At 65.2% G+C, this 22697-nt stretch carries 19 protein-coding genes and 1 tRNA gene; 4 read left to right on the forward strand and 16 right to left on the reverse strand.

Going from position 1 to position 22697, the window contains the following annotated elements:
* Nucleotides 1-21: 21 nt before the first annotated feature.
* Genes LAN61_10130 through rfaE2 form a run of 4 tightly spaced genes read right to left on the reverse strand, consistent with a single transcriptional unit; the run spans nt 22 to nt 6343 of the window.
* On the reverse strand, nt 22-1050 hold the full coding sequence (locus LAN61_10130; protein MBZ5540865.1) for an HD domain-containing protein: 1029 nt from the start codon (nt 1048-1050) through the stop codon (nt 22-24).
* Nucleotides 1047-2150, reverse strand: coding sequence for a peptidylprolyl isomerase (locus LAN61_10135; protein ID MBZ5540866.1), 1104 nt, complete (start codon nt 2148-2150; stop codon nt 1047-1049). Before LAN61_10135 ends, LAN61_10130 begins: the two co-directional genes overlap by 4 nt.
* 19 nt (nt 2151-2169) lie before the next feature.
* Nucleotides 2170-5589, reverse strand: coding sequence for a transcription-repair coupling factor (gene mfd / locus LAN61_10140; GenBank protein ID MBZ5540867.1), 3420 nt, complete (start codon nt 5587-5589; stop codon nt 2170-2172).
* A 13-nt stretch (nt 5590-5602) separates the two neighbouring features.
* Entirely contained in the window at nt 5603-6343 is a 741-nt protein-coding gene (gene rfaE2 / locus LAN61_10145) for a D-glycero-beta-D-manno-heptose 1-phosphate adenylyltransferase (protein ID MBZ5540868.1), read from the reverse strand.
* Nucleotides 6344-6405: 62 nt separating this feature from the next.
* Between rfaE2 and LAN61_10150 the strand changes: the two genes are divergently transcribed.
* Entirely contained in the window at nt 6406-7713 is a 1308-nt protein-coding gene (locus tag LAN61_10150) for an alpha/beta fold hydrolase (protein MBZ5540869.1), read from the forward strand.
* A 52-nt stretch (nt 7714-7765) separates the two neighbouring features.
* Nucleotides 7766-8956 (forward strand): NAD(P)/FAD-dependent oxidoreductase, encoded by a 1191-nt coding sequence (locus LAN61_10155; GenBank protein ID MBZ5540870.1) that lies wholly within the window; start codon nt 7766-7768, stop codon nt 8954-8956.
* A 99-nt stretch (nt 8957-9055) separates the two neighbouring features.
* On the opposite strand, the gene LAN61_10160 is transcribed toward LAN61_10155, so the two are convergent.
* The 5 genes from LAN61_10160 to LAN61_10180 all read right to left on the reverse strand — a co-directional run bounded on the left by LAN61_10160 (nt 9056) and on the right by LAN61_10180 (nt 12602).
* Nucleotides 9056-9472, reverse strand: coding sequence for a helix-turn-helix domain-containing protein (locus LAN61_10160; GenBank protein MBZ5540871.1), 417 nt, complete (start codon nt 9470-9472; stop codon nt 9056-9058).
* A 128-nt stretch (nt 9473-9600) separates the two neighbouring features.
* Complete coding sequence (locus LAN61_10165) at nt 9601-10419, reverse strand: hypothetical protein (GenBank protein ID MBZ5540872.1); 819 nt, start codon at nt 10417-10419, stop codon at nt 9601-9603.
* A 120-nt stretch (nt 10420-10539) separates the two neighbouring features.
* A complete protein-coding gene (locus LAN61_10170; protein MBZ5540873.1) occupies nt 10540-11421 on the reverse strand; it encodes a class A beta-lactamase-related serine hydrolase in 882 nt (293 codons plus the stop codon).
* Nucleotides 11422-11486: 65 nt separating this feature from the next.
* Nucleotides 11487-11572, reverse strand: a tRNA-Leu gene (locus LAN61_10175).
* A gap of 574 nt (nt 11573-12146) precedes the next feature.
* On the reverse strand, nt 12147-12602 hold the full coding sequence (locus LAN61_10180; protein MBZ5540874.1) for a GNAT family N-acetyltransferase: 456 nt from the start codon (nt 12600-12602) through the stop codon (nt 12147-12149).
* Nucleotides 12603-13072: 470 nt separating this feature from the next.
* Here LAN61_10180 and LAN61_10185 point away from each other — a divergent pair, with 470 nt between their 5' ends.
* Nucleotides 13073-14305, forward strand: coding sequence for an MFS transporter (locus tag LAN61_10185; protein ID MBZ5540875.1), 1233 nt, complete (start codon nt 13073-13075; stop codon nt 14303-14305).
* Nucleotides 14306-14388: 83 nt separating this feature from the next.
* A complete protein-coding gene (locus tag LAN61_10190; protein MBZ5540876.1) occupies nt 14389-15921 on the forward strand; it encodes a CHAD domain-containing protein in 1533 nt (510 codons plus the stop codon).
* A gap of 15 nt (nt 15922-15936) precedes the next feature.
* Here the strand turns inward: LAN61_10190 and sixA are convergent, their stop codons facing one another.
* From sixA to LAN61_10225, 7 genes are all read right to left on the reverse strand, one after another.
* Complete coding sequence (gene sixA / locus LAN61_10195; protein ID MBZ5540877.1) at nt 15937-16437, reverse strand: phosphohistidine phosphatase SixA; 501 nt, start codon at nt 16435-16437, stop codon at nt 15937-15939.
* Nucleotides 16438-16456: 19 nt separating this feature from the next.
* Nucleotides 16457-18007, reverse strand: coding sequence for a Ppx/GppA family phosphatase (locus LAN61_10200; GenBank protein ID MBZ5540878.1), 1551 nt, complete (start codon nt 18005-18007; stop codon nt 16457-16459).
* A 7-nt stretch (nt 18008-18014) separates the two neighbouring features.
* The gene (gene tmk / locus LAN61_10205; protein MBZ5540879.1) at nt 18015-18860 is read right to left on the reverse strand and encodes a dTMP kinase; all 846 of its coding nucleotides are present in this window, start codon (nt 18858-18860) and stop codon (nt 18015-18017) included.
* Nucleotides 18857-19621 (reverse strand): dTMP kinase, encoded by a 765-nt coding sequence (gene tmk, locus LAN61_10210; protein MBZ5540880.1) that lies wholly within the window; start codon nt 19619-19621, stop codon nt 18857-18859. The genes tmk (LAN61_10205) and tmk (LAN61_10210) overlap by 4 nt, the downstream gene beginning before the upstream one ends.
* 195 nt (nt 19622-19816) lie before the next feature.
* Entirely contained in the window at nt 19817-20902 is a 1086-nt protein-coding gene (locus LAN61_10215; GenBank protein ID MBZ5540881.1) for an MlaD family protein, read from the reverse strand.
* Nucleotides 20903-20944: 42 nt separating this feature from the next.
* Nucleotides 20945-21772 (reverse strand): ATP-binding cassette domain-containing protein, encoded by an 828-nt coding sequence (locus LAN61_10220; protein ID MBZ5540882.1) that lies wholly within the window; start codon nt 21770-21772, stop codon nt 20945-20947.
* A 137-nt stretch (nt 21773-21909) separates the two neighbouring features.
* The gene (locus LAN61_10225; protein MBZ5540883.1) at nt 21910-22692 is read right to left on the reverse strand and encodes an ABC transporter permease; all 783 of its coding nucleotides are present in this window, start codon (nt 22690-22692) and stop codon (nt 21910-21912) included.
* Between the last annotated feature and the right edge of the window lie 5 nt (nt 22693-22697).

Here is a 22697-nt window from a genome sequence, read left to right on the forward strand (position 1 = left end):
GTGTGCGCGCAGGTCGTAATCCTATTTCGCGGTGCCCGGCGCGGCCTTCGCCGCGCCTGCTTCCCCGGATTTACCTGCTTCCCCGCTAGCTTTCCCCTGCAGATACTCCTCCAGCCGCAAAAACCGCCGCTGCAGCGCCCCGCTCCATTCCGACCACTGCGGGTCGCCGGAATTCAACGCCAGCGCGGCGCGCATCGCGGCCATCTTCGAATCCAGATCGTCGAGGAAATGCAGCACCAGCGCCTCGCGGATCATCGGCAGTTTCGGCGATCCGAACGCGTATTCGCCGTGATGGCTGATCAACAGGTGCTGCACCACGGTCTTCAGCGGCGGAGGAAACCCCTCGATGCTGTCCATCGCCCGCCCCACCGACTCGACTTCCATCACAATATGCCCCAGCAGCTGCCCTTCGGCGGTGTAGCTGATGGCCCGCTCGTAACTCAGCTCGTCCAGCTTGCCCACGTCGTGCAGCAGCACACCGGTGAGGATGAGGTCCAGGTTCAGTTCCGGGTAGTGCCCGGCCACGGCCCGGGCCAGCCCGCACAGGCTCACGACGTGCTCCAGCAGCCCGCCCAGATAGGCGTGGTGCATCATCTTGGCCGCCGGTGCGCGCTTCAGGCGCGGCGCAATTGCCGGGTCGGTGACGATCTTTACTACCAGCTTGCGCAGCCACGCATCCCGCAGCCCTTCCGCCGTCTGCACCATCTCCGCGTACAGCTTCTCGACGTCCGCCTCGGTGTGCGGCAGGTAGTCCGCGAGATTCACTTCCTCGGGACTCGCGCGCCGGAACGACTCCAGCGCCAGTTGCGGTTTGTTCTTGTAGATTTCCACGCGCCCCTTCACGTGGATGATGTCGTCGCGCGCGATCTGGCTGGCCGCCGCTTCGAAGCGGTCCCACATCCGCGCCTCGATCGTTCCCGTGCGGTCCCCCAGTTCCATGCGCAGGTACGGCTTGCCGTCGCGCGTGTTGCGGACTTCCTTGGCACAAACCAGAAAAATCGAAGTGAGGGGCTGCTCGGTGTTCAGGTCCGCGACAAACTTGTTCTTCATGCGCCGGTCTCTTTGCGCTTGCCGAAGATCAGAAATTTCTTATGCCCCGGGCTCTTCTTAGCCTTGCTCGCTTCCGGCGCGGAGCTGATTTCCTGAATCGGCACCCCGCCCAGCCCCGCGCTGTCCACGTATCCCGGCTTCACGATCACGTAACTCTCCTCGCGCAGCTTCCGCAGATAGTCGCGCAGCGCCGGCTCCATCCGTTCCCCGTACAGCTTGTCCATGATCTCCGGCTCTACCTTGGCCAGCGACTGCTGCCCCTCGTCGTAGTGCTCCATAACCTGCAGGATCAGAAAACCTTGTTTGGTCTCGATCACCTCGGTCAGCCCGTTCTTCTTCAGCCCGAAAACCTTGTCTTCCAGCTCTTTCGCCAGCTCCCCGCGCTTGAACGTGCCCAGGTATCCTCCCTGCTTCGCCGTGCTGCCCTCCGAGAACCGCTTGGCCAGCTCTCCGAAGTCCTCGCCGTTTTTCACCCGCTCCAGCAGGCCTTCGGCCTTCTTCTTCAGCTCCGCCATCTCCGGCTCTTTCTTCTTTTCCGTGCTGATAAACATCTCGCGCAAGGCCACCTGTTCCGGCCGGATGAAATCCTTTTTGTGCGCTTCGTAGTACTTGCTCAGCTCATCTTTCCCGATCTGGATGTGCGAGCCCACCTCGCTGCTGATCACCCGCTGCGTCAACAGCGTGTTGCGGATGTTGTTCTTGAAATCTTCCCAGTTCAGCCCCTGCGCGCTCACCGCTTTCTCCAGCTCTTCCATGCTCGCCAGGTTGTTCTGGATGCGGATTTGATCCAGCCGCTTGATTACATCGGTCTCCACGCTGACGCCCATGTCCTTGCCGCGCTGCACCAGCAGCGACTGGTCGATCAAATCCCGCAGCACTTGCTTCTGCCGCTCCGCGACCATCGCCTGCAGCTGTTCCGCCGTGCACTTCGGACACTCCTGCGGCGCGTCCTCGGCCACCTGCGCCCTCGACTTCTCATACTCCGTGCGCGTGATTATCTCGTTGTTTACCCGGGCCACGATCTCCTCGATCGTCTTGCCCTTTTCCTGCGCCGCCACACCCGCGGCCACCAGCACCAGCAGAACCGCCAGCTTTTTCATGGATTTCCTCTCTTGCAGTTTAGCCTTGCCCTTGCAGCCCGAGCAATACGTTTCTCAGCGACTCCAGCACCGGCGCGCCACGCCCCATTTCCATCCATAGCACCCCGCTGGGGTCCAGCCGGATCCCCGTCCGCGACCGGATCAGCGCCACCAGCCGCGCCGGCTCCAGGGGCGTCTCCGGATGGAAGCGCACCGCCACCCGGCTCCCCTGCCGCTCGATGGCCGCTATGCGCAGCCGCTCACTCAGCGATTTGAGCACCGCGTACTCCAGAAGGTTGTCCACCGAAGCCGGCACCGGCCCGAAGCGGTCGGCCAGCTCCCGCCGCACATCCTCTTTCTCCGCCTCGGACCCGATCGAGGACACCCGTTTGTACGTGCGCAGGCGCAGGTTCTCTCCCGGGATGTACTCCTGCGGGATGCGCACATCCAGCCCCAGGCTGAGCGTGGTGCGCAGTTCCGGCGCCGCCTCCTCCCCCTTGATCCGCGCCACCGCGCGCTCCAGCATCTGGCAGTACAGGTCGAACCCGATGGCCCCCACGTGCCCGTGCTGCTCCCGCCCCAGCAGATTCCCAGCCCCGCGCAGCTCCAGGTCCAGCGCCGCGATGCGGAATCCCGCGCCCAGCTCGCTGAACTCCTTCATCGCCGCCAGCCGCCGCCGCGCGATGGGCGTCAGCGTCGTTTCCGGCGGCACCAACAGGTAGGCATAGGCGCGCTGGTGCGAGCGCCCTACCCGCCCGCGCAACTGGTACAGCTCCGCCAGCCCCAGCCGGTCGGCGCGATTGATCAGGATGGTGTTGGCCCGCGGAATGTCCAGTCCGTTTTCGACAATCGTCGTGGCTACCAGGATCTCCGCCTCGTCCCGGATGAACTTCAGCATCACCCTTTCCAGTTCCTTTTCGCCCATCTGCCCGTGGCCCACCACCACGCGCGCCTTCGGCATCAGCCTGCTCACCAGTGACGCTACCGAGTAGATGGACTCCACGCGGTTGTGAATGAAATAGACTTGCCCGTTGCGCGCCAGTTCGTTCTCCATGGCCCGCCGCACCAGGTCCTCCTGAAACGGCGCCACCACCGTCTGGATCGCCAGGCGGTCCTTCGGCGGCGTCTCGATCAGGGACATGTCGCGCAGCCCGGCCAGCGACATGTGCAGCGTGCGCGGGATGGGCGTCGCCGAGAGCGCCAGCGCGTGCACGTCCTTGCGCAGTTCCTTCAGCCGCTCCTTGTGCGTCACTCCGAAGCGCTGTTCCTCGTCCACGATCAGCAGGCCCAGGTCGTGAAATTTCACGTCCTTGGAGAGCAGCCGGTGCGTGCCGATCACAATATCCACTTTCCCCGCTTCCAGCCCGCTCAGCACCGTCTTCTGCTCCGCGGCGCTGCGGAAGCGGCTGAGCATCTCGATCTTCGCGGGAAACGCCGCGAAGCGCTTCTTGAAGGTCTCGAAGTGCTGGAAAGCGAGCACCGTGGTGGGCGACAGCAGCGCCACCTGCTTGCCGTCCGCTATCGCCTTGAACGCCGCGCGCATGGCCACTTCCGTCTTCCCGTAACCCACATCCCCGCACAGCAGCCGGTCCATGGGTCTGCCGCTCTCCATGTCCCGTTTGATGTCCGCGATGGCCGCTTCCTGGTCCGGCGTTTCCTGGAATTCGAAGCCGTCCTCGAATTCTCTCTGCCACGGCGTGTCCCCGGAAAACTTGAAGGCCTGTGTCGTCTTGCGCTTGGCGTAGAGTTCGATCAGCCGGTCGGCCAGCTCCTCCAGCGACTTCTTGACCCGCGTCTTGCGCGCCGCCCAGTTCGTGCCCCCGAGCTTGTCCAGCGCCGGCTGCGCCCCTTCCAGGCTGCGGTAGCCCTGCACCAGGTCCATGCGTTCCAGCGGCACGTACAGCCGCGCGTCGTCCGCATAGCGCAGCAGCATGAACTCCCCGCGCCGCCCGTCCGACTCGATCAGCCGCAACCCTTCGAACTGCCCGATGCCGTGGTCCACGTGCACCACATAGTCGCCCGGCTTCAGCTCCGAAAAATCGCTGCGGAACCCGGAGGTGCCGCTCTTGCGCCGCGGCCGCTCCTGCGCCGGCGCCACGTCGAACAGGTCGGCGTTGCCGTACAGCGTCAGCTTCGCTTCCGGGAAGGCTACTCCGGCCGCGAACGGCGCGCGCACCAGCACCAGCGCCGCGGATTCGTGCGCGCTCTCGATGGCGAATTCCGACGAGCCTGGATCCGTCTCTCCCAGCGCGTACGGCGCTTCGTATTCCCGGCAGATGTCCGCCAGCCGCTCGCGCTCGCCCGTGCTGGCGGCGGTCAGAAAGACGGACCCGCCCGCTGCCAGTTGCGATTTCACTTCGCCCATGCAGGCCACCACATCACCGTGAAACCGCGAACACGGCCGCGAACCCAGCTCGAAGCGGTCCGCCGCGCCCGTGCCCATCGCCAGCTGCTCGAGGTGTACCTGCGTCAGCGCGGAGAGCAGACCCGCCCATTCCTCCTCGTTCCAGAAATAGTGATTGGGCGGAGGAGCGTCGGCCCGTCCGTGCTTTTCGTACAGTTCCACGGCGTCCTGGGCCTGCTGCCGCACCACCTCGCGCAGGCTTTCCGGTTCATCCAGAAATACCAGCGGGCTCAGCGATTGCGCGGAAAGCTCGAAGACCGAGGTCTCTCCCTGCGAACCAGCGCTCGCGAAAATTCCCGCGAATTGCCCCGGCGCACCCTCCGCGGAAGCCGCCGCGGCGAATTCCGTCAGCGGCAGCAGCGTCGTGTGCACCACCGGGGCGGTCGAGCGCTGCGTCCGCGGATCGAATTCGCGCACGGACTCCACCGTGTCGCCCAGCAGTTCGATGCGCACCGGCCGCGGCGCTTCCGGCGAGAAGACGTCCACGATCCCTCCGCGTACGGCATACTGCCCCGGCAGTTCGACCATCTCCGTGCGCGCATACCCCACCGCTTCCAGCTGCGCAAGCAGCTCCTCGAGGCTCGCTTCCTGATCCGCCGCCAGCGTCCGCCCCAGCCCCCGGTACGCCCCCGCACTCTGATACCTCCACAACGTCGCGCTCGCTGGAACAATCAACAGCGAAACTTCCCCGCCCCCCAGCCGGTACAGCGTGGCCGCGCGCCGCTCCAGAATGTCCGCATGCGGCGGCTTCTCCTGCCATGGATCGGCGTCGAACGCCGGCAGGACGGCGACACCCTGCCCGCTTCCGGAGAAAACGGTGCTGAAAAAACGGATGGTCTCGGCCAGGGCCTCGGCGCGGTCGTTGGAATCGACCACCAGGAACGCCGGTCGCCGCAGTTCGTGTGCCAGGTGCGCCACCACCAGCCCCTTGGCAACGTCGTGCAGCCCGGCCACGCGGACCACGGCCCGCCCGCCCTGCAACGCTCCGCGCGCGCCTTCCAGCGCGGGATGGCGAAGCACGGCTTCGAGACGCTCGCGTACTGAGGAATGAATCATCGCGGAAAGTTCATCAAGCGGGAGAACCGGCGGGGCCTTCGCGCGCTTTGCGCAGTATCTCCGTCGTGGAATAGCCCGGCACCACCGGAATGCGCACCACCTGTCCCCCGGCCGCTTCTACTTCGGCCCGTCCGACGATCTGGTCGCCCGCCCAGTCGCCGCCCTTCGCCAGAATGTCCGGCAGCAGCCGCGCAATCACCGCCTGCGGCGTGTCCTCTTCAAAAATTACCACGGCGTCCACGCACTCGAACGCCGCCAGAATTTCCGCGCGTTCTCGCTCCGCGATCAGCGGCCGCCCCGCGCCTTTCAGCCGCGCCACGCTGGCGTCGCTGTTGAGGCCCACGATCAGGAAGTCGCCAAGCGCGCGCGCCTGCTCCAGCGTGCGCACGTGTCCTGGATGCAGGATGTCGAAACAGCCGTTGGTGAACACCACCCGGCCATTGCGTTTCCCCCGCCCGAACCGCACAATCGCTTCGTCGATCGTCAGGATGGCGCCGTCCAAATGCTTCTCCGCGATTCCCGAACCGCCGGCGCTCGTTGCGTGCCGCCTCGCGGTCTTCTCTCTTTCATGGTAACACGCGCCCAACCTGCCTTCCGAGGCGCCCCGTGAGACCCGTCCGCCTCGCGCAGATGGTTGCCGCACTGCTGTTGCTTGCCGCTGCAGCACTGCTCCTGCACCGCGCTGCGCTCCCCCTGCGCGTGGAGAACTTCCGCTCGGACGGCTGCCACCTCTCCGTAAACACCTTTTCGCCAAACCAGCAGCCTGCCCGCGGCAGCGTCCTCCTGCTGCATGGCCTCGCGGGAAATGCTGATGTGATGGACTACTACACCCGTGGCTTTCTCGCCCTGGGTTTGCGCGTGATTGTCCCGGACCTCCCGGGTCACGGCCGCTCCCCGGGTCCCTTCACCCCCGCCCGCGCGGAATCCTGCAGCGAAGCTCTCCTCACCGAGCTCCTCCGCCGCGGCGAGATCGCGCCCGCGCGCACCATCCTTGCCGGCCACTCCCTGGGCGGAGCCATCGCCCTTCGCCTGGCCTCCCGCACACCCGTGGCCGGCGTCCTCGCCCTCTCCCCCGCGCCCATGCTCCCTGTACCCGGCATTTCTCCGGAGATGCTTCTCTACACTCCTCCTGCCAAGCTGCCCCCCAACTCCCTCCTCGTCAGCGGCGCCCTCGAACCCGCCTCGCTCCTCCGCGCCACCGATCAGCTTCTTGCACAAATCCCCGGCCCGGGCAGCGAGCGACGCCTGGTCCCTCTTGCGAGCCACGCCAGCCTCCTCCTCGATTCCCGGGCGCTGCGCCTTTCCCTCGATTGGACCGCCCGCCTCCTCGCCCTTCCCGCCGCTCCCGCCCTGCCCACACGCAGCCTCTTCCTCGCTTTTCTTCTCGGCTTGTCCGGCTTGGTTTTTCTTTCCGGTCCCTTCCTGCGGGCAACCCTCTCCTCTCTTCCACGCTCCGCCTATCCCGCCGCTGCCACCGCTTCTTCCCCCGCGCACAGCCTTCTCGCCATGGCCGCCGCATCCCTCTGTGCCATTGGCCTGCTGACGTTCGGCGTGCCCTTAGGTTTTCTCCGTCTGTACAACGGCGGCTACCTCGCCAGTTTTCTATTTCTCGTGGGAGTTGTCCTGCTCCTCGCCCGCGCGCCGCAGTTGCCTTCTTTTCTCCGCCTGCCTCCGCAACTCGCCGCGCGCGCCGCCGCGCTGGGCCTGGCGCTCTCTCTGCTTTTCTTCGCCTGGTTCCACGTCACGCTCACCACCGCTTGGCTGGACCCCGCGCGCCTCTGGCGCTGGCCGCTTCTCGTCCTGGCCCTCTTCCCCTTTTGTGCCACCGAAGAGCTCCTGCTCGGCCCCCCGGTCCCGGTAAATCGCGCCGGCAGCCGCCGTAGACTTCTCTTGGCTCTCGCCGCGCGCCTCGTCACCTGGCTGGCGCTCGTTGCCGCGCTCTTCATTCTTCACAACGGTCAGGTCCTTCTGGTGCTGATGGCGCCTTACTTCGCCGCCTTCAGCCTCCTGCATCGCTGCGGTGTTGACCTCTTCCGGGTGGAAACCCGGTCCCCCGCTGGCGCCGCGCTTTTCGGTGCTATACTCGGCGCGGCGTTTTGTTTACTTCTTTTCCCCCTGACTTGAGCGGATCCGCACCCGCCAGCGGGCGGAACGAAACGTCATTGAGGCCAGCGACATGGCGGAGATCGCAATCGTGGGCGGCGGGCCTTCCGGGTCCATGTGCGGCGAGCAACTCGCCCGCGCCGGGCACCAGGTCCTGATCCTCGACGAGCATCTGGCGTGGGAGAAACCCTGCGGCGGCGGCCTGACCCACAAGGCGCTGGAAGCCTACCCCTTCCTTCGCGAAAACGCGCATCCCAAGAAAGTCGTGCGCGACGTCGAACTCATCAGCAGCGACGACCAGCGCGTCATGATCGAGATGTCCCATCCCATCGTGGTCTATTCCCGCGCCGTCCTGAACGGCTTGCTGCTCGACCGCGCCGCACAGAGCGGCTGCCGCGTCCTGCAATCCCACGTCACCACCGTGGACACCGATTCCAGCCGCCCGCGCTACTGTGCCGCCGGCAAATGGCATAGCGCCGATTTCCTCGTTCTCGCAGCCGGCGCCCGCAACAGCCTGTTCCCGGAAACCCGCCCGTTCCAGCCCGCCGAGCTCGAAATGACCCAGGGCTACTTCATTCCCATTTCCCGCGACGCCATCCAGGTCAAGTTCCTCCCTGAATTTGAGGGCTACATCTGGTCCTTCCCCCGCAACGATCATCTTTCGGTCGGCATCTGCGGCAACATGGCCGCGCACACCAGCAACGAACTGCGCGAGCATCTTCACGAATTTCTCGCCCGCGAAAAAATCTCTACTGACGGCGCGCGCTTCTACAGCCACGTCCTGCCCTCGCCCCGGGAACACACTCTCTCCCAGCGCCCCGTCGTCGGACGCAACTGGGCGCTCATCGGCGACGCCGCCGCTTGGGTCGATCCTCTCACCGGAGAAGGCCTCTTCTACGCCATGCGCTCCGGCGAACTCCTCGGCCGCTCCCTGGCCGAAGGCGTGCCGGAAAAATATCCCGCGCGCGTCAAGACCGCATTCTCCGCCGACTTGGAATTCGCTTCCCGCATCGTGCGCCGCTTCTACCGCGGCACCTTTCTCGGTGTGGCCGTCACCACGCATCTCGTCCAGCTCATGCGCCGCAGTTCTGTCCTGCGCCAGTTGATGAGCGATCTTTTCAGCGGCACACAGGACTACCGCAGCCTGAAGCGCCGCCTCTGGGGCCGTCTGGGAATCACCGTCAGCGAATTCGTCTCCAACGTCCTCAACCTCGAGCAGCCCGCCTCCGCCGTCACCTGCGCGGGCAGCGACACCGCCGACTGAGCGCTTCGTTTCGTCCCTCATTTTATCATCGGAAAAAACAAGACCATCCGCAACGCGGCAGCGCTGCGAAAGGTCAGGCAGGTGTGGCGGCTGTTTCTTCTAGACCGACGGGCGGCGCGTCGGCGGCTTGCGCGTCGGCGGCGGCACCAGGCTGGCCATCTTGCGGATCATCGCCAGCACCAGCCGCTTATCCCCATCGGAAAGCGTCGTGGTATAGCGCTTGATCTCCACCAGAAAGCGGATTTCGTCCTGGGAGAGTTCGCCGAGCATCTTCTGCGTTTCGCGGTCCCGGTTTGTTTCCGTCCCGGGGAAGAAATCGGCCAGGCTGATGTCCATGGCTTCGGCGATTTTCGCCAGGGTCTCCAGCGACGGCACGGTGTGCCCGTTCTCCACGCGGGAGAGATAGCAGCGCAGCAGCCCGGTGCGCCGCTCGATATCCCCCTGCGACAGTCCCCGCTGGCCCCGGTAGGTCCGGATCACTTCCCCGATATTGACTCTGGGCTTTTCCTTCGGCATGTTATCCCCCACGTAAGGGGGTAGCATACTTACCAATAGAATGCCGCGCAAGAGCTATTCTTGCGCTGGCGGCGCGTAAACAACAACGTGCCGCCACCACGCAGCACCAACCCGCGACCCGCTGCGCCCTAGCGCTGCGTTCCGCGCGCAGGCTGCACGGAGAGCGGCTGCTGCAGGCGGAATTCCAGCAGCGTTTCGCTGGGCACTTTCACCTGCTGCCCGCGCGTCAACACTTGCACTCCCGCGCCCGCCGCGCCACCCGCGCCCGCGCCAATGGCCGCGCCCTTGCCGCCTCCGGCGATTGCGCCGATGATCGCTCCCACGACGGCCCCGCCGCCCACTTTCTGCGCCGTGCCCGTGCCGCGGCCCTTGCCCTTCAATTCATATTCGCTGGTCACCACCGGATAGTCGCGCCCGTCAATGACGATCCGCGTCAGCTCCAGTTGCAGTTCGGCGCTACCGGACATGCGCCCCGCTTCCTTGGCCTCCGCCAGCCGCCCGTACACATCGGTGCCCTTGCGTGCCACGAGCACATCGTTCGCCAGCAGATCGGTCTCCAGGCTGGCGTGGAAAATGTCGCCCACGTGGTTCTTTGAGGAGTCCACGCCGTCAATCATGCGCACCAGCAGCGGCGTGCCTGCCGCGATCGTTACGGCTCCGTCCGGCGCTGCCGCCGCGCGCTGTTTCGGCGCCGGCGCAGGCTCCGGTTCGGCCTCGGCCGCCGCGGCAGGGGCCGCGCCCCCCGTGAACGTCAGTGCCACAATCTCATTCACCGAAAACGTTTCGACCCTGCTGTCCACTTCAAAGCGCAGCACCGCCTGCGTCCCGCCCAGGTAACGCCCCTGCAGCACCCGTCCGTCTTTCAATTCCAGCGTATCGGCGGAGGCCGCGCCTGCAAACACCAGTACAAGCAGCGCGGCACCCAGAATCTTTGCGAATCCCTTCATCGTCCCCTCCTGTTTGCGGTCCCGGGAAGCCTGCACCCCGGGCGACCGGAGAAAGCAGTTCTTGGGCTGGTTGCTGCCATTCTATGCCCTTCGATGCGCGCCCCTGCCCAGAAGATGGCTCTACTGCGTCGCAACGTACAAGTCCCGTGCGATATCCGCCATGAGCGCGGCGCTCTGTTTGGAATCGGCGATGCCGCGCACCAGAATCACCAGCACGAACGGCCGCGGCGCATAGACGATGGCCGCATCGTGATGAATCCTGGTGATTTCCCCGGTCTTGTGCGCTACCACCGTGCCCGGCGGCAGCCCCGCGGGGATCGCTTCATTCCACTTCTGCCGCTTGAGCATTTCGACCATCTTGCGGCTGGAAGCTTCATCCACCGCCTGCCCCTGCGCGATCGCTTCCAGCAAGATCAGCAGGCTCCGCGCCGTCGTTGTGTTGTTCAACCCCTGGTCGTAGGCTTTCCCGTCCTCCACCCCGCGCAGGACGTGCATGCCCTCGGCCTGCAGCGCTTGCGTGGTGGCGCGGATATTCTCGATGCCCAGCCGTTCGATCAGCAGGTTGGCCGCCAGGTTGCTGCTCACCGTAATCATCGCTTCGCACAGCTGCTCCAGCGTACGCGTCTGCCCCAGCGCCTTGTACAGTTCGCCCTCGGAATCCACGCCCACGTCCAGGGAATAGGCCGAGCCGTCCACGATGCTATGGAATTCGTTGCGCACCAGCAGCGGCTCGTCCAGGCTTAACTTCCCCATCGCTGTCTGCCGGTACAGCTCGATCATCACCGGCAGCTTCATCGTGCTCGCCGCATGAAACGCCTCGTCCGCGCGCCGGTACCACTCCGTCTTCCCGTCCAGCGTGCGCAGCGCGATGCCCACGTCTGCCCCGCTCGCCGCGATGCGCTCCTCCACGGCGCGCACCGCCGCCGCCAGTTTCGGGTCTTCTTTCTGCGCCAGCGCTTTCCGCTCCTGCGCGCACACCCCCGCCGCCAGCAACAGCGTCATCCCCAGCGCCAGCACGGTTCGTTTCACTGGAAATCCTTTCGGGAAGCCTGCACGAAGGAAAAAGCTGGTACCGGAGGAGGGAGTCGAACCCACACAGCCTTGCGGCCAGCGGATTTTGAGTCCGCCGCGTCTGCCATTCCGCCACTCCGGCCTTGCTGCTTTCAACATAGCATGCGCGCCACGCGGGCTCAAGGCGCAGCAGAGAGTGACTGGGGGGAGACGCCGACTTCTAGAAAATCGGGGCGAGCGCAGCGCGGCGAGCGGCGCAAAGTCTGAAGTGGAGCACACTTCAAGTAATGGTTTACGATTCGGAGTGAACCCCCTACCCCCACCCCCCGTTGTTTTTGCAAAGAGTGCGGTAGTGGTTGATTCCAAAAGAGTTGGCACTTCCTCATCAGTAAAAGAGTGCGCAAGAGTATCAAATGAGGGGAGTTGAAGTCGTTTATTTGCGTATTGTTGCAGAAGAGTGTGTAACTGTTGATTCTGCAAGGATTGCAGGAGAAGTTTCGCGGACCGGAAGTTTGTAAAGTGGTTACAGGGGAGGAAGAGTTGCGGGCGGGCAGGTTGCGCGGACAAGGGGCTTCGTCCTATCTCCTCCGCGCCAAAAACAAACGAAAGTATAGCCTATCGGGAAAAGATCTTCAACGTTGACTAGAGCAAAAGAGAGTTTTCGCCCGCCAACAACGCGGGCGAAGGGGCAGCGGTTCCGCGCCTGGCTTGACACCTCAAAGATTACTGCGGACGTCTTTTTTAAAATGCAGCATCTCCCCTTGCGTAAATCCCTGTTTGGTGAAAAATCCCTCCATTTCGGCGTGGCCCTTGGCGACGAGGGTAAAAATGGTTTGAATCCCGTGGTCATGCGCGGACAAAGTAAACTGCTCGATCAACTGGGCAGCAATTCCCCGGTGCCTGTATGCCGGATCCACGCCGAGCATCTCGATCCAGGCGACGGTTCCAGGAAGGCCGAACTCCAGCTCTCCCGCCCTGCCAAACGCGAAACCCACAACGCGGTTGTCTGTCTCAGCAACCAGAGAGGTCCAGTGCGGGCGTATGGCTTCCGAAATCTCCATTCTCTTCCGCCAGTAGTCGGGCCGCGCCACGCCCGTGGTCCGCTCCTCGATATTTACCAGTGCAGGCAGGTCTTCCATGCGAAGGTCTCGGATGTAGATGGGTTTTGGCATTGGTTTTCCCTTCTTCCCTACGCTTCAGGCATTTTCCATTTAAATTGCACTGCTCTTTTTTGAACAAGCATCCGTTGGAGCGCTTTCGGGTTCCTTCGCTGCCGCATCGCTGGTGTGAAAGGCGAGACAACCTGCGAAATAGCGGAAACCAGCCGAAAGATAGCACTCCCCTGCGCTTTCCCGCAAGGATTGAGCGTCGCTCGCAGATCCCGGCCCGGCCGGGAAGACGCCAGTTTGTTTGCAATGGAAGCTCTCTGATCCATTTCAGGAGTCGTCAGTTACGAATCACAAGTCACCTTCGTGCTGCCCCTATCAACTGTCAACTGTCGACTGTCAACTTCCCCACCCCGCCGCTTGCCCCGGCGGAGGTTCCGCGGGTACACTCCGCCAACCGCATGAGCCACACTGGTGCACTGCCTGCCACGAGGGCCGCCGCATCGGCCGCCCGCCGGCCGCTATTCGGCTTCTGGATGCTGATCGTCACGCAATTCCAGAGCGCGTTCAGCGACAATGCGCTGCGCTGGCTGGTGGCTTTTCTGGTGCTGGAGGCGGGGCTGCCGCGCGAGCGGCGAGATTTTCTCTTCGTTCTCGTGGTGCCGCTGCTGTTCTCCGTGCCATTTATTCTGTTTTCCGTCCCCGGGGGTTATTTCGCGGACCGCTACAGCAAGCGCGGCGTGACGTTGACGACTAAGTGCTTCGAGCTATGCGTCATGGTCTTTGCGGCCTGGGCGCTGGCGGGCGGGCATCTGGCGCTGGCGGGCGCGGCGCTTTTTCTGGTGAGCTCGCAGGCGGCCATCTTCGGGCCTACGAAATATTCCCTGCTGCCGGAGCTTCTGCCGCTGCACCGGCTCTCCTGGGGCAACGGGATCCTGGAGATGGGGACGTTTCTAGCGGCGATTACCGGGACGCTGGCCGGCGGGATTCTTGCGCACGTTTTTGCTAGCCGGCAAGTCTGGTCGGGCATGGTCTTCCTGGGGCTTTCGGCGCTGGGGATCTCCACCAGCCTGGGGATTCCGCGGCTTCCAGCGGCGGATCCGGGGCGGCGCTTCTCCTGGAACTGGCCGGGCGGGTTTGTGCGCGAATTGCTGGGTATGCGGCGCGACCCCTTTCTGTGGACGGCGGTGGTGGCCAACACGTTTTTCTGGTTTCTGGCTTCCCTGCTGCTGCTGAATATCGTGCTGTATGCGACGGACGTGCTGCGCGTGGACGAGGTGCACAGCAGCTACCTGCTGGCGGGCCTGAGCCTGGGGATCGCCTTCGGCAGCTTCGTCGCCGGGTATGTTTCGCGGGACAAAATCGAGTATGGCATGATCCTCCCAGCCATGGCGGGAATCGCGGCCCTTGCCGTGACCCTGGCCTGGCCCGGTCTGCATTTCGCGGAGGTACTGGGGTTGCTGGTGGCGCTGGGGGGCTGCGCGGGGTTCTTTGCCGTGCCGGTGAACGCCTTGATTCAGGCCCGGCCCAAGGCGGAGGAGAAAGGGCGGACCATAGCCGCCTCAAATCTCCTTTCTTTTGTGGGGATTGCCATGCAGCCCCTGGCCCAGTACGCCATGCTGCGCCTGGGACATCCAGATCCCAACCACGTCTTCATCATCTCCGCTGCGCTGACACTGCTCGTGGCCGGCATCCTCTGCTGGATGCTGCCCGATTTGCTTACCCGGGCCCTCCTCTGGACGCGCCTCTCGCAAAAGACTACCCTATAGCCTCCCCTTCAGGCGTGCTTATGGCCAGCGCTACCTCAATTGCCCCTGTTCCCCCGACCGAGCGGCTCGGACTCTCCTATTGGATGGGGAGGGTTCGTAAAGAGCTGGACCGGGTGTGCAGCACCCGCGACCCGGATGCGATCCACGACCTGCGCGTGGCCATCCGCCGCTGCCGCTCGCTCGCCGCAGCGCTCCAGGAAGCCGATCCTACACCCGGCTGGAAGCAACTGCGCAAAGTGCCGGTCAAACTCTTCCGCGAACTCGGCGCGTGGCGCGATGCCCAGGTGCTGGAAGACTGGGTGCGGCGCCTGGCCCCCGACGAAGAGGACCCGGCGCGGGTGCGCCTGCTGGAAATCCTCGAAGCGCGGGAGCACGACGCCCAGGCTGCCGCGTTGCGCGCGGCGGAACGCTTCGACGCGGCCTCCTGGAAGCGGCTGGAGCGCGCGCTGCGCCGCCGCGTGCAGCTGGTGCCTCCCGATGGGCCTGCGGCGCAGTGCCTGGCGTTGGAGCGTTTCGAAGCGGCGCACGAACTGCACGCGCGGGCTTTGCGCACGGAGATGCCCAAGCCATGGCACGTTCTGCGCATCGGGCTGAAGAAATTCCGCTATACCGCGGAAAACCTGCTGCCGCAGCAGTACGCGGGCTGGGAAGAGAGCCTGAAACGCGCTCAGGATCTGCTCGGAGATGTGCACGATCTCGATGTGCTGGCCGATCTGCTGAAGGGTGAAACCGGGCATCTTCCCGCGGAATCCGCAGCGGCTTTCCGGCGCACGCAGGAGCGCGAGCGGGAGGAGCGCCTGCAAACCTACCGCCAACTCACGCTAGGGCGCACCGGGCTGTGGCACACCTGGCGCAGCGGCTTGCCGCAGGGCGCGCAGATCGAAGACGCGGCGCAGGCGCGGCTGCGGGTCACAGCACGCGCGCTCGATCCGCGCCGGCGGCGCACGTCCAAAGTTTCCCGGCTGGCGCTGCGCATTTCTGAGGCGCTGGCCGCCGCGGGCGCCACGCCGCTGCTGGGCGAAGCCGCTGCACGGCGCATCCTGCATGCCGCAGCACACCTGCACGGCATCGGTGGCGCGCAGGACCGCAAGCCACCGCACAAAGCGGCCCGAGCCCTGCTGCAGAAGCTTCCCGCGCCTCCTGGCTGGAGCAACGCGGAGTGGGAATTGCTGGCGGAAACGGTGCGCTACCATCGCGGCGCGGAGCCTAAACCCGGACACCGCGGTTTCGCGGCGCTATCCGAAGAGCAGCAGCGGCTGGTGCGCCTGCTCGCGGGCCTGCTGCGGGTGGCGCGGGCGCTGCGCCGCTGCGGCGTCGAAGCCCAGCCCGGTCTGCGCGCGCAATCCTCGGGGGAAACCCTCGTGCTGCGCGTGCCGAGATGGGCCAACCGTCTCGAAAACGTCTCGCGCCTGGCCGCCGGAAAACATCTTCTGGAGCAGGCGCTGGGCCGCCCCCTGCTCATCGAGCCGGTCGAGAAAGCCGTCCCCTTCGCTCCCGAGACGGAGAACGCAGTTCTGGGTGACCGCAAAGCGGCCAACGTTTCAGGTGACCGCAAAGCGGTCAACGTTTCAGGTGACCGCAAAGCGGTCAACGGGATTGCCGCCCCCTCGGATTAAGAAACGTGCAGGCGCTTACTTCCCCGAACGGCGCAGCATTTTGGGCGGAGCGACCCACACGAGGATACCCGCAGGCGGGGAGACACGCTGGAGGTCGACCTGCGCGACGCCCGCTTTCTTCAGTGCGGTAACCGCGCGCTTGGAACCCAAGGCGTAGGCGATCAGGTCATCGAGCTGCGGGGCATGGCCGAAGAGGAAGACGTTGGCGCCCGGCTTTTCGTGTCCCATCTCGCGGAAGATAAGCAGCGGATCGGCGCCCGGCAGGAGAGCCTCCGACTGGCGGATCTTCTGCGCAGGAAAGCCCAGGGCATCGGCAAAAATCTCGGCCGTCTGCATGGAGCGCACGTAGGGGCTGGAAAGCATCTGGTCCGCGGCGGCGCCCAGCGCCGCGACGCCTTTGGCCGACTGTCTGGTCTTCGCGATGCCCTCTTCGGTGAGGAAGCGCTCCGGGTCCGGCGGACACTTCGGAGCGCCGCGCTCGATGGCGATACCGTGGCGCACGATATACAGATGCATACTTTCTCCCTGTCCTGACTTATGCCGCCGCCTGGCGGAATAAGAGTTTCACGCGAAATTCCTTTTCAAAGAGCGCGGTGCTGCGCGCGGCGTAGCGCAGATCCTCGCCGGCATCGCCGCGGGCCTGAATTTGCAGACCGATGGCGCCGCGGCGGAAAGCGGCTTTGATCTTGCTGATGCGCGCGCGGTGGGAATGGTCGAGGGCTTCGGCGAGGCGCAGGAAGGAGGCCAGGCGGCGCACGGCGCGCTGCTCGCTGCCGCTCAGCGAGGCATACGCGGCGTGGTGGCGCGCGGGCTCGCTCTTGCGGGTGTGATAGCGCACCAGGCCGGCGACCATGGCGCGCTCGGGCCCTTCCAGGCCGGCAATGTCGCCGTTCTGCACCAGGTACTCGCCGTGCTTGTGATGGCCGCGATGACTGATGACGTGCCCGAGGTCGTGCAGGAGCGCGCCGGCTTCCAGGAGGACGCGGGCGCGGGGCGGAAAATGATGAACGGGCTGGAACTGGTCGAAAAGCAGCAGGCTGAGTTCGCGGACGTGCTCGGCATGCTGCTGGTCGTAGGCCATGGGGGCGAGGCGGCGCGCAAAGCTGCGGGCGCCGGCGAGGAGCTGGCGGGCCGCGGCGTCGTAGCGATGGCGTTCGGCGCGGCTGAAGGATTCGCGGGCGATCTCCTGCAGCAAGCCTTCGCGGACGCCGGCGCCGGGGACCAGGAAGGTGCGCAGGTTCAGGTAGCGGCCGAGGGTGAGAAAGATGATGGCGGCGACGCCCATAACGTCGGCGCGGTCGCGGCGCACACGGAAGGTTTTCATGCGCTCGCGCACGTCGCGCTTGAGGATGGAGGCGAGGCGCTCGCGCAGGAGGGCGAGATCGAGGGTGGCCACGCCATACTCGCGGGGGCCCGGCGCGATATTCGCGAGAGTTTCGGCGTTGCCGCCGCAGGCCACGGCGATCTGCCCGCCGAGGTTGGGGCGCGCGGGCAGGCGCGATTCGAGCAGGGCGCGAACATAGCGGCGCACCTGCTCAACCTGGGAGGGGCGCACCACGCCGGGTATGTCCAGGGTGGTCATCAGGCGCACCGTGCCCACGGGGAGCTGCACGCTCTGCTGCAGAGCATGATCGCGGAGCAGGCTGATCTCCAGGCTGCCGCCACCAAGGTCCACGATGCAGCGGGGCGGGGCTTCCGGGCTGACCGCGGCCAGCACGGCCTCGCGGCCGAGGCGCGACTCTTCCGCGCCGCCGATGACTTCCACGGCGATGCCGCTCTTCTGCTTGATGCGGCGAACCAGCGAGCCGCGGTTGCGGGCCTCGCGCGAGGCGCTGGTGGCCACGGCGCGGTAGCGGGTCACGTCGTATTCGTCGAGGAGCGAGCGGAAGTGGCGGAAGGCTATTGCGGCTCGGGCCAGGGTTTCTTCGCTGAAGCGGTGGCGCAGGAAGACGCTTTCGCCCAGGCGCAGGGCGATGCGTTCCGTGTGCAGGGGCTCGATATCCAGAGCGGAATAGGCGCGGGCGATGGAGATGCGGATGGCGTTGGAGCCGGCGTCGATTGCGGCGATGTGGACGGGATCAGCCAAGCTGGGTTTACCGCCAGAGATATGCGAGCGCCGCGGAGGGCGTGTATTTGCCGGCGCGGATGCCCAGTTGTTCGGCAATCTTCTGCCGCAATTGCTTGTTCACGGTCTGGACACTGGCTTCGCCGTCGAGGTCGATGAACGCATGGCGTTTGGCCATGACTTCGAATTCGCGCTTGATCATGGTCTGGTAGCGGATGAAGGACCAGTAGAGGTCGTGGGACAGGGACATATCGCGGCCAGCCTCCCAATAGCTGATGGCCTGGGTCTTCTTGAACTCGCGGGCGAAGGCGGTCTCCGGACGCACGTTGAGCCAGAAGGTCAAGTGCGGGCGCAGGGCCATGGCGTAGAGGCCGCTGAGATAGTCGCGGTTGATGCCGCGCACCACGCCGCGCGCCATGAGGGTGTAGATGTAGCGGTCGGCGAGGACGAGGGTTCCGGCGCGCAGAGCAGGGAGAACGCGATGCTCGAGCTGGTCGAAAAAGTCGGTGGCGTACATCAGCGCCAGGGTCATGCGGGTGACCGCGTTGCGCGCCAGCAACTGGTCAATGTCCTTGCCCACCAGATACGAGCGGCGCAGGCCGCTGGTCTGCACCGCGAAACCCTCGGATTCCAGCCACTCCTGGAGCAGGGCGATCTGCGTGGAGCGGCCGGAGCCGTCCATGCCCTCGATGACCACGAGCTTGCCGGTGATGTCGCTGGGGTCGCAGCCCACCAGCTGCTCGCCGAAGAAATAGGGGCCAGCGCCCTCTTCGGCGCCTTGCGGCGCAACGGAGGGTTTGGCCGGCGGTGCGGGCGGGGCCGCGGGGGCGGCTTCCGCGGGGGCTTCGGGCTTTTCCGGCTCGTCGGGGCTCATAGGGCTTCCTCGGGGCGCGGCGCAAAACGCTTCAGGTCGATCCGCTCGGCCACGATCTCGCGCATCTGTTTCTGGAGCTTGTTGACCGGGAGGGTGCCGTCGAGGACGACAAAATTATCGCTCTCGACCATCTTGTCATACTCCTCGAGAATGCGCGCCTGGAAGAGACGGAAACTTTCCGCGCGGTCGTAGGAAAGGCCGAGGTCCATTCCGGCTTCGTAGTATTTCAGCTTGGGGCGGCCGCTGAGGATGCGGTTCACGGCCACGTCCAGGGGGGCGCGGAAATAGAAGGTGATGTCGGGCACCGGGGCAAAGCGATAGAGATTGCGGAGCCAGCGCGGAGGGCAGCCGCGCGCGGCATCGCGCGCGAAGCCGGTGTAGGTGTAGCGGTCGGCCAGGACCAGGTAATCGGCCTGCAGCAGGGGCATGATCTGGCGCTCGCAGCGGTCGGCGAAATCCGCGGCGTGCAACAGGGAGAAAGTCACCGGAGTCAGGAGACGGCGCTGTTTGCCGCGGCGCGTCGCGGACTTGACCAGGGGCGAGGAGTTCCACTCCGTGAAGTGCAGGCGGTAACCGCCGATCTCCAGCCAGCGCTTGAGCAAGTAAAGCTGCGTGCTCTTGCCCGAGCCGTCCGTGCCCTCGACGACGATAAGAGCGCCGGGATAGGCGCGGCTGGGGACAGGGCGGCCCGGCTGGGGAAGCGTGGATTTGGCCGGCTCCTGGCGGGCCGGCTTCGGCGTGGTGTCCTGTGCTTCGGTCATAGTCGGATGGCTCGCATCCTAATCCCAAAAGCGTACTCTGCCAACGTTACAGCTCCATTACACCACGAGAGGGCGCGCAGCCCAATATGACCCTTCCCGGTTGCAGAGAATAGCGGTTGCGATCCTTCCCCCACCTTCGCCAGGTGGGTTCAGCACGACAATCACAGTTTTTGCGCAGACTGGTTGCGCAGACTGCTAAAAGAGCGCGAATTTGACGCGCAGGAACTTTTTGGGATTCTGCCGGACGTCCCCGACGAGCAGGCGCAGGTCCCCGGTCAAGCCCGCGAGATTGTCGTAGAGCTTGGGATCGCTGAAGAGTTTGCCGGCGCTGGTGGTGTTGTCGTTGAGCTTGGCGGTGGCGGCGGCCAGATTTCCGCTGGTATCGCGCAAATTGACGAAGAGGGACTCGTCGGTGGCCAGCTTGCCCAGCGTGCCCTTGCCTGCGCGCACGTCGGCGAGCAGCAGATTGCCCTTTTCGGCCACTTGTTTAGCGTTGTCATACAGGCTGGGGTCATAGATGAGCTTCCCCACCGTACCCTTCTGGGCCTGGATGTCCGCGAGCAGAGTATCCACGCGGCCCACAGCGGTATTGGCCTTCTGATAGATCTCCTCGGAGGCCACCAGCTTGCCCAGGGTTCCCTGGCCGGCCTGGACGTTGCTCACTATCTGGTCGCTTTTGGCCAGGATGCTGTTGAGATGCGCATAAGCCTGTTCATCGGTGAGCAGCTTGCCAAGCGTGCCGCGGCCTTCCTGGACGCCGGCGATCAGGTCGCGCACCTCGTCGGAGAGAGCGCTGAGGTTGCCGAGCAGGTCCGCGCTGCGTTGCACGACCTCTTTAATGGCTTTTTCCTCCACGCCCTTCACTTCCTGGCCTTCTTTCAAGGGCACGCCGGTGAAGCCGCGAGTAATGTTCACGTAGCGGTTGCCCAGCAGCCCTTCCGTCACCAGGCTGACGGTGGAATCGGTGAGAATGTCATCCTGGTAGCGGCGGTCCACACGGATCACGACCTCGATGTTGCGGTTCTTATCGGGGGCCTGGCCGCGCACCCGCGGCGCGACGCGGATGGCCTCGACGTTGCCGACCTCGACGCCGTCCAGGCGCGCGGGCGCGCCCGTGGCCAGCCCCCCGACCTCGGGGAGATAGGTGCGCAAGCGGTACTTCGGCCCGAGCACACCCGGAGCGGTGACATAAAAGATGCCTACCGCGAGGGTCGCCAATCCCACGAGCACGAACAAACCGACGCGCAGTTCGGTCCAGGTTAATTGCTTGCGCTGTGCCATGTTTCGTTCTCCTCTCCCGCCCGGCGCTCAGGCCCCGGCAGGTCAGACCAAAAATCGCCGCAAATAGGGATCCTTCGACGCCACGATCTCTTCCGGACCGCCTGTGAAATATACTAGCCCGTCGCGATAGACGAGAAAGCGCGTGCCGGCTGCTTCCCCGCGCGCCGCCGCGCTGCCGTTCTTGCCGGCCAGGGGAAAGACGCGGCGCGACTCGGGATCAAAGCGGAAATTGGCCAGCGCAAAGCCGTCCTGCAGGCGGTGCGTGGCCAGCAAAGCGGTGACGCCGTAGACGTCGCGCAGGCGCAAGATCAGAGTGATGATGGTCTGCGCGGTCATGGGATCCAGGCCCGCGGTGGGCGAATCGTAGAGGACGACCGGGGGGCGATTCACCAGGGCCCGTGCAATGGCCACGCGCCGCCGCATGCCTCCCGAGAGCTCCGAGGGCAGCATCTCCAAGGCGTCTTCCAGCTCCACGAAGCGCAGCGTCTCACGCACGCGCGGCTCGATCTCCTCCTCCGGCAAGCCGTCTTCGCGCAAGCGGTAGGCGACGTTGTCGGCCACGGTCATGGAATCGAAGAGCGCGCCTTCCTGAAAGACGAAACCGATGTGGCGGCGGAACTCCAGCAACTCCTCTTCGTGCATCTCCGACACCGCCTGGCCCAGGACGCGCACGTGTCCTGCATCCGGGCGGAGCAGGCCGGCGGCCAGCTTGAGGGTGAGGGTCTTGCCGGTGCCGCTCTCGCCGAGCAGCACGAGGGTCTCACGCGGCGGGACGGCGAAGGAAACGCCGCGCAACACGTCTCCCTCCTCGAAGCCGATGCGCACGTCTTCGAGGGAGATCACCGGCGCGTTCGTGCCGTGGCTGCTCATGATTCCGTGCGACCGCAAAGCGGTCAACTTCCGTGGGCCCGCGAAGCGGTCAACCAAGTGCCATGATTATAGTGAGAAATGGCCCGCCGTACAGGGCTGGCATGCACCGGCGGGGAATTCGTCCGCCTGGCCCCTGGCTAGAATACCTTGTCCGCGAGGAACAGGGAGACTTTGGTGAGGAAGAAATCCGCGGCAATGATGAGCACCGAGGAGACGACGACAGCCTGGGTGGTGGCGCGCCCCACGCCCTGCGTGCCGCCGCGGACCGACAGGCCCTTGTAGCAGCCCACCGTGGCCAAGATGAAACCGAAAAATACCGGCTTGCTCAGGCCTTGCATCAGGTCGGCAAACTCCAGGGCATCGATGGCCCGGGTCCAGAACTGATAGGCGTCCAGGCGCAGGGTGAAGACCGAGACCACGCAACCGCCCAAAAGACCGATAAAGTCCGCCAGCGCGGTGAGCAGCGGCAGCATCAGCAGGGTGGCCAGCACGCGCGGAGTCACCAGCTTGCGGCTGGGGTCCGTGCCCATGGCGCGCATGGCGTCCACCTGTTCGGTCACCAACATCGAGCCCAGCTCCGAGGCGATCCCCGAAGAGCAGCGCCCGGCGACCAGCAGCCCGGTGATCGTCGGTCCCAGTTCGCGCACCAAGGCAATGGCCACGACGTCGCCGGTGAGGGCGGTCTGGCCGAAGCGGGTGAACTGCGAGCCGGTCTGCAGGACCATCACCGCGCCGATGAAAAAACCGGTGAGGAGCACGATGGGCAGCGAGCCCACGCCGATGATGTCCATCTGCTCCATGGCGTCCAGCATGTAGCGCGGCCCAGCCGCCAGATTGGTGAGGGAACGCAGAGAAAGGATGGAATAGTCCTGCACGCCGGCGACGGCTCTCTGGGCCGCGCCGCCCAGAATATGGAGCAGCGAAG

Source organism: Terriglobia bacterium (genome assembly GCA_020072785.1).
In the GTDB taxonomy this organism is placed as follows: Bacteria; Acidobacteriota; Terriglobia; order Acidiferrales; family UBA7541; genus Acidiferrum.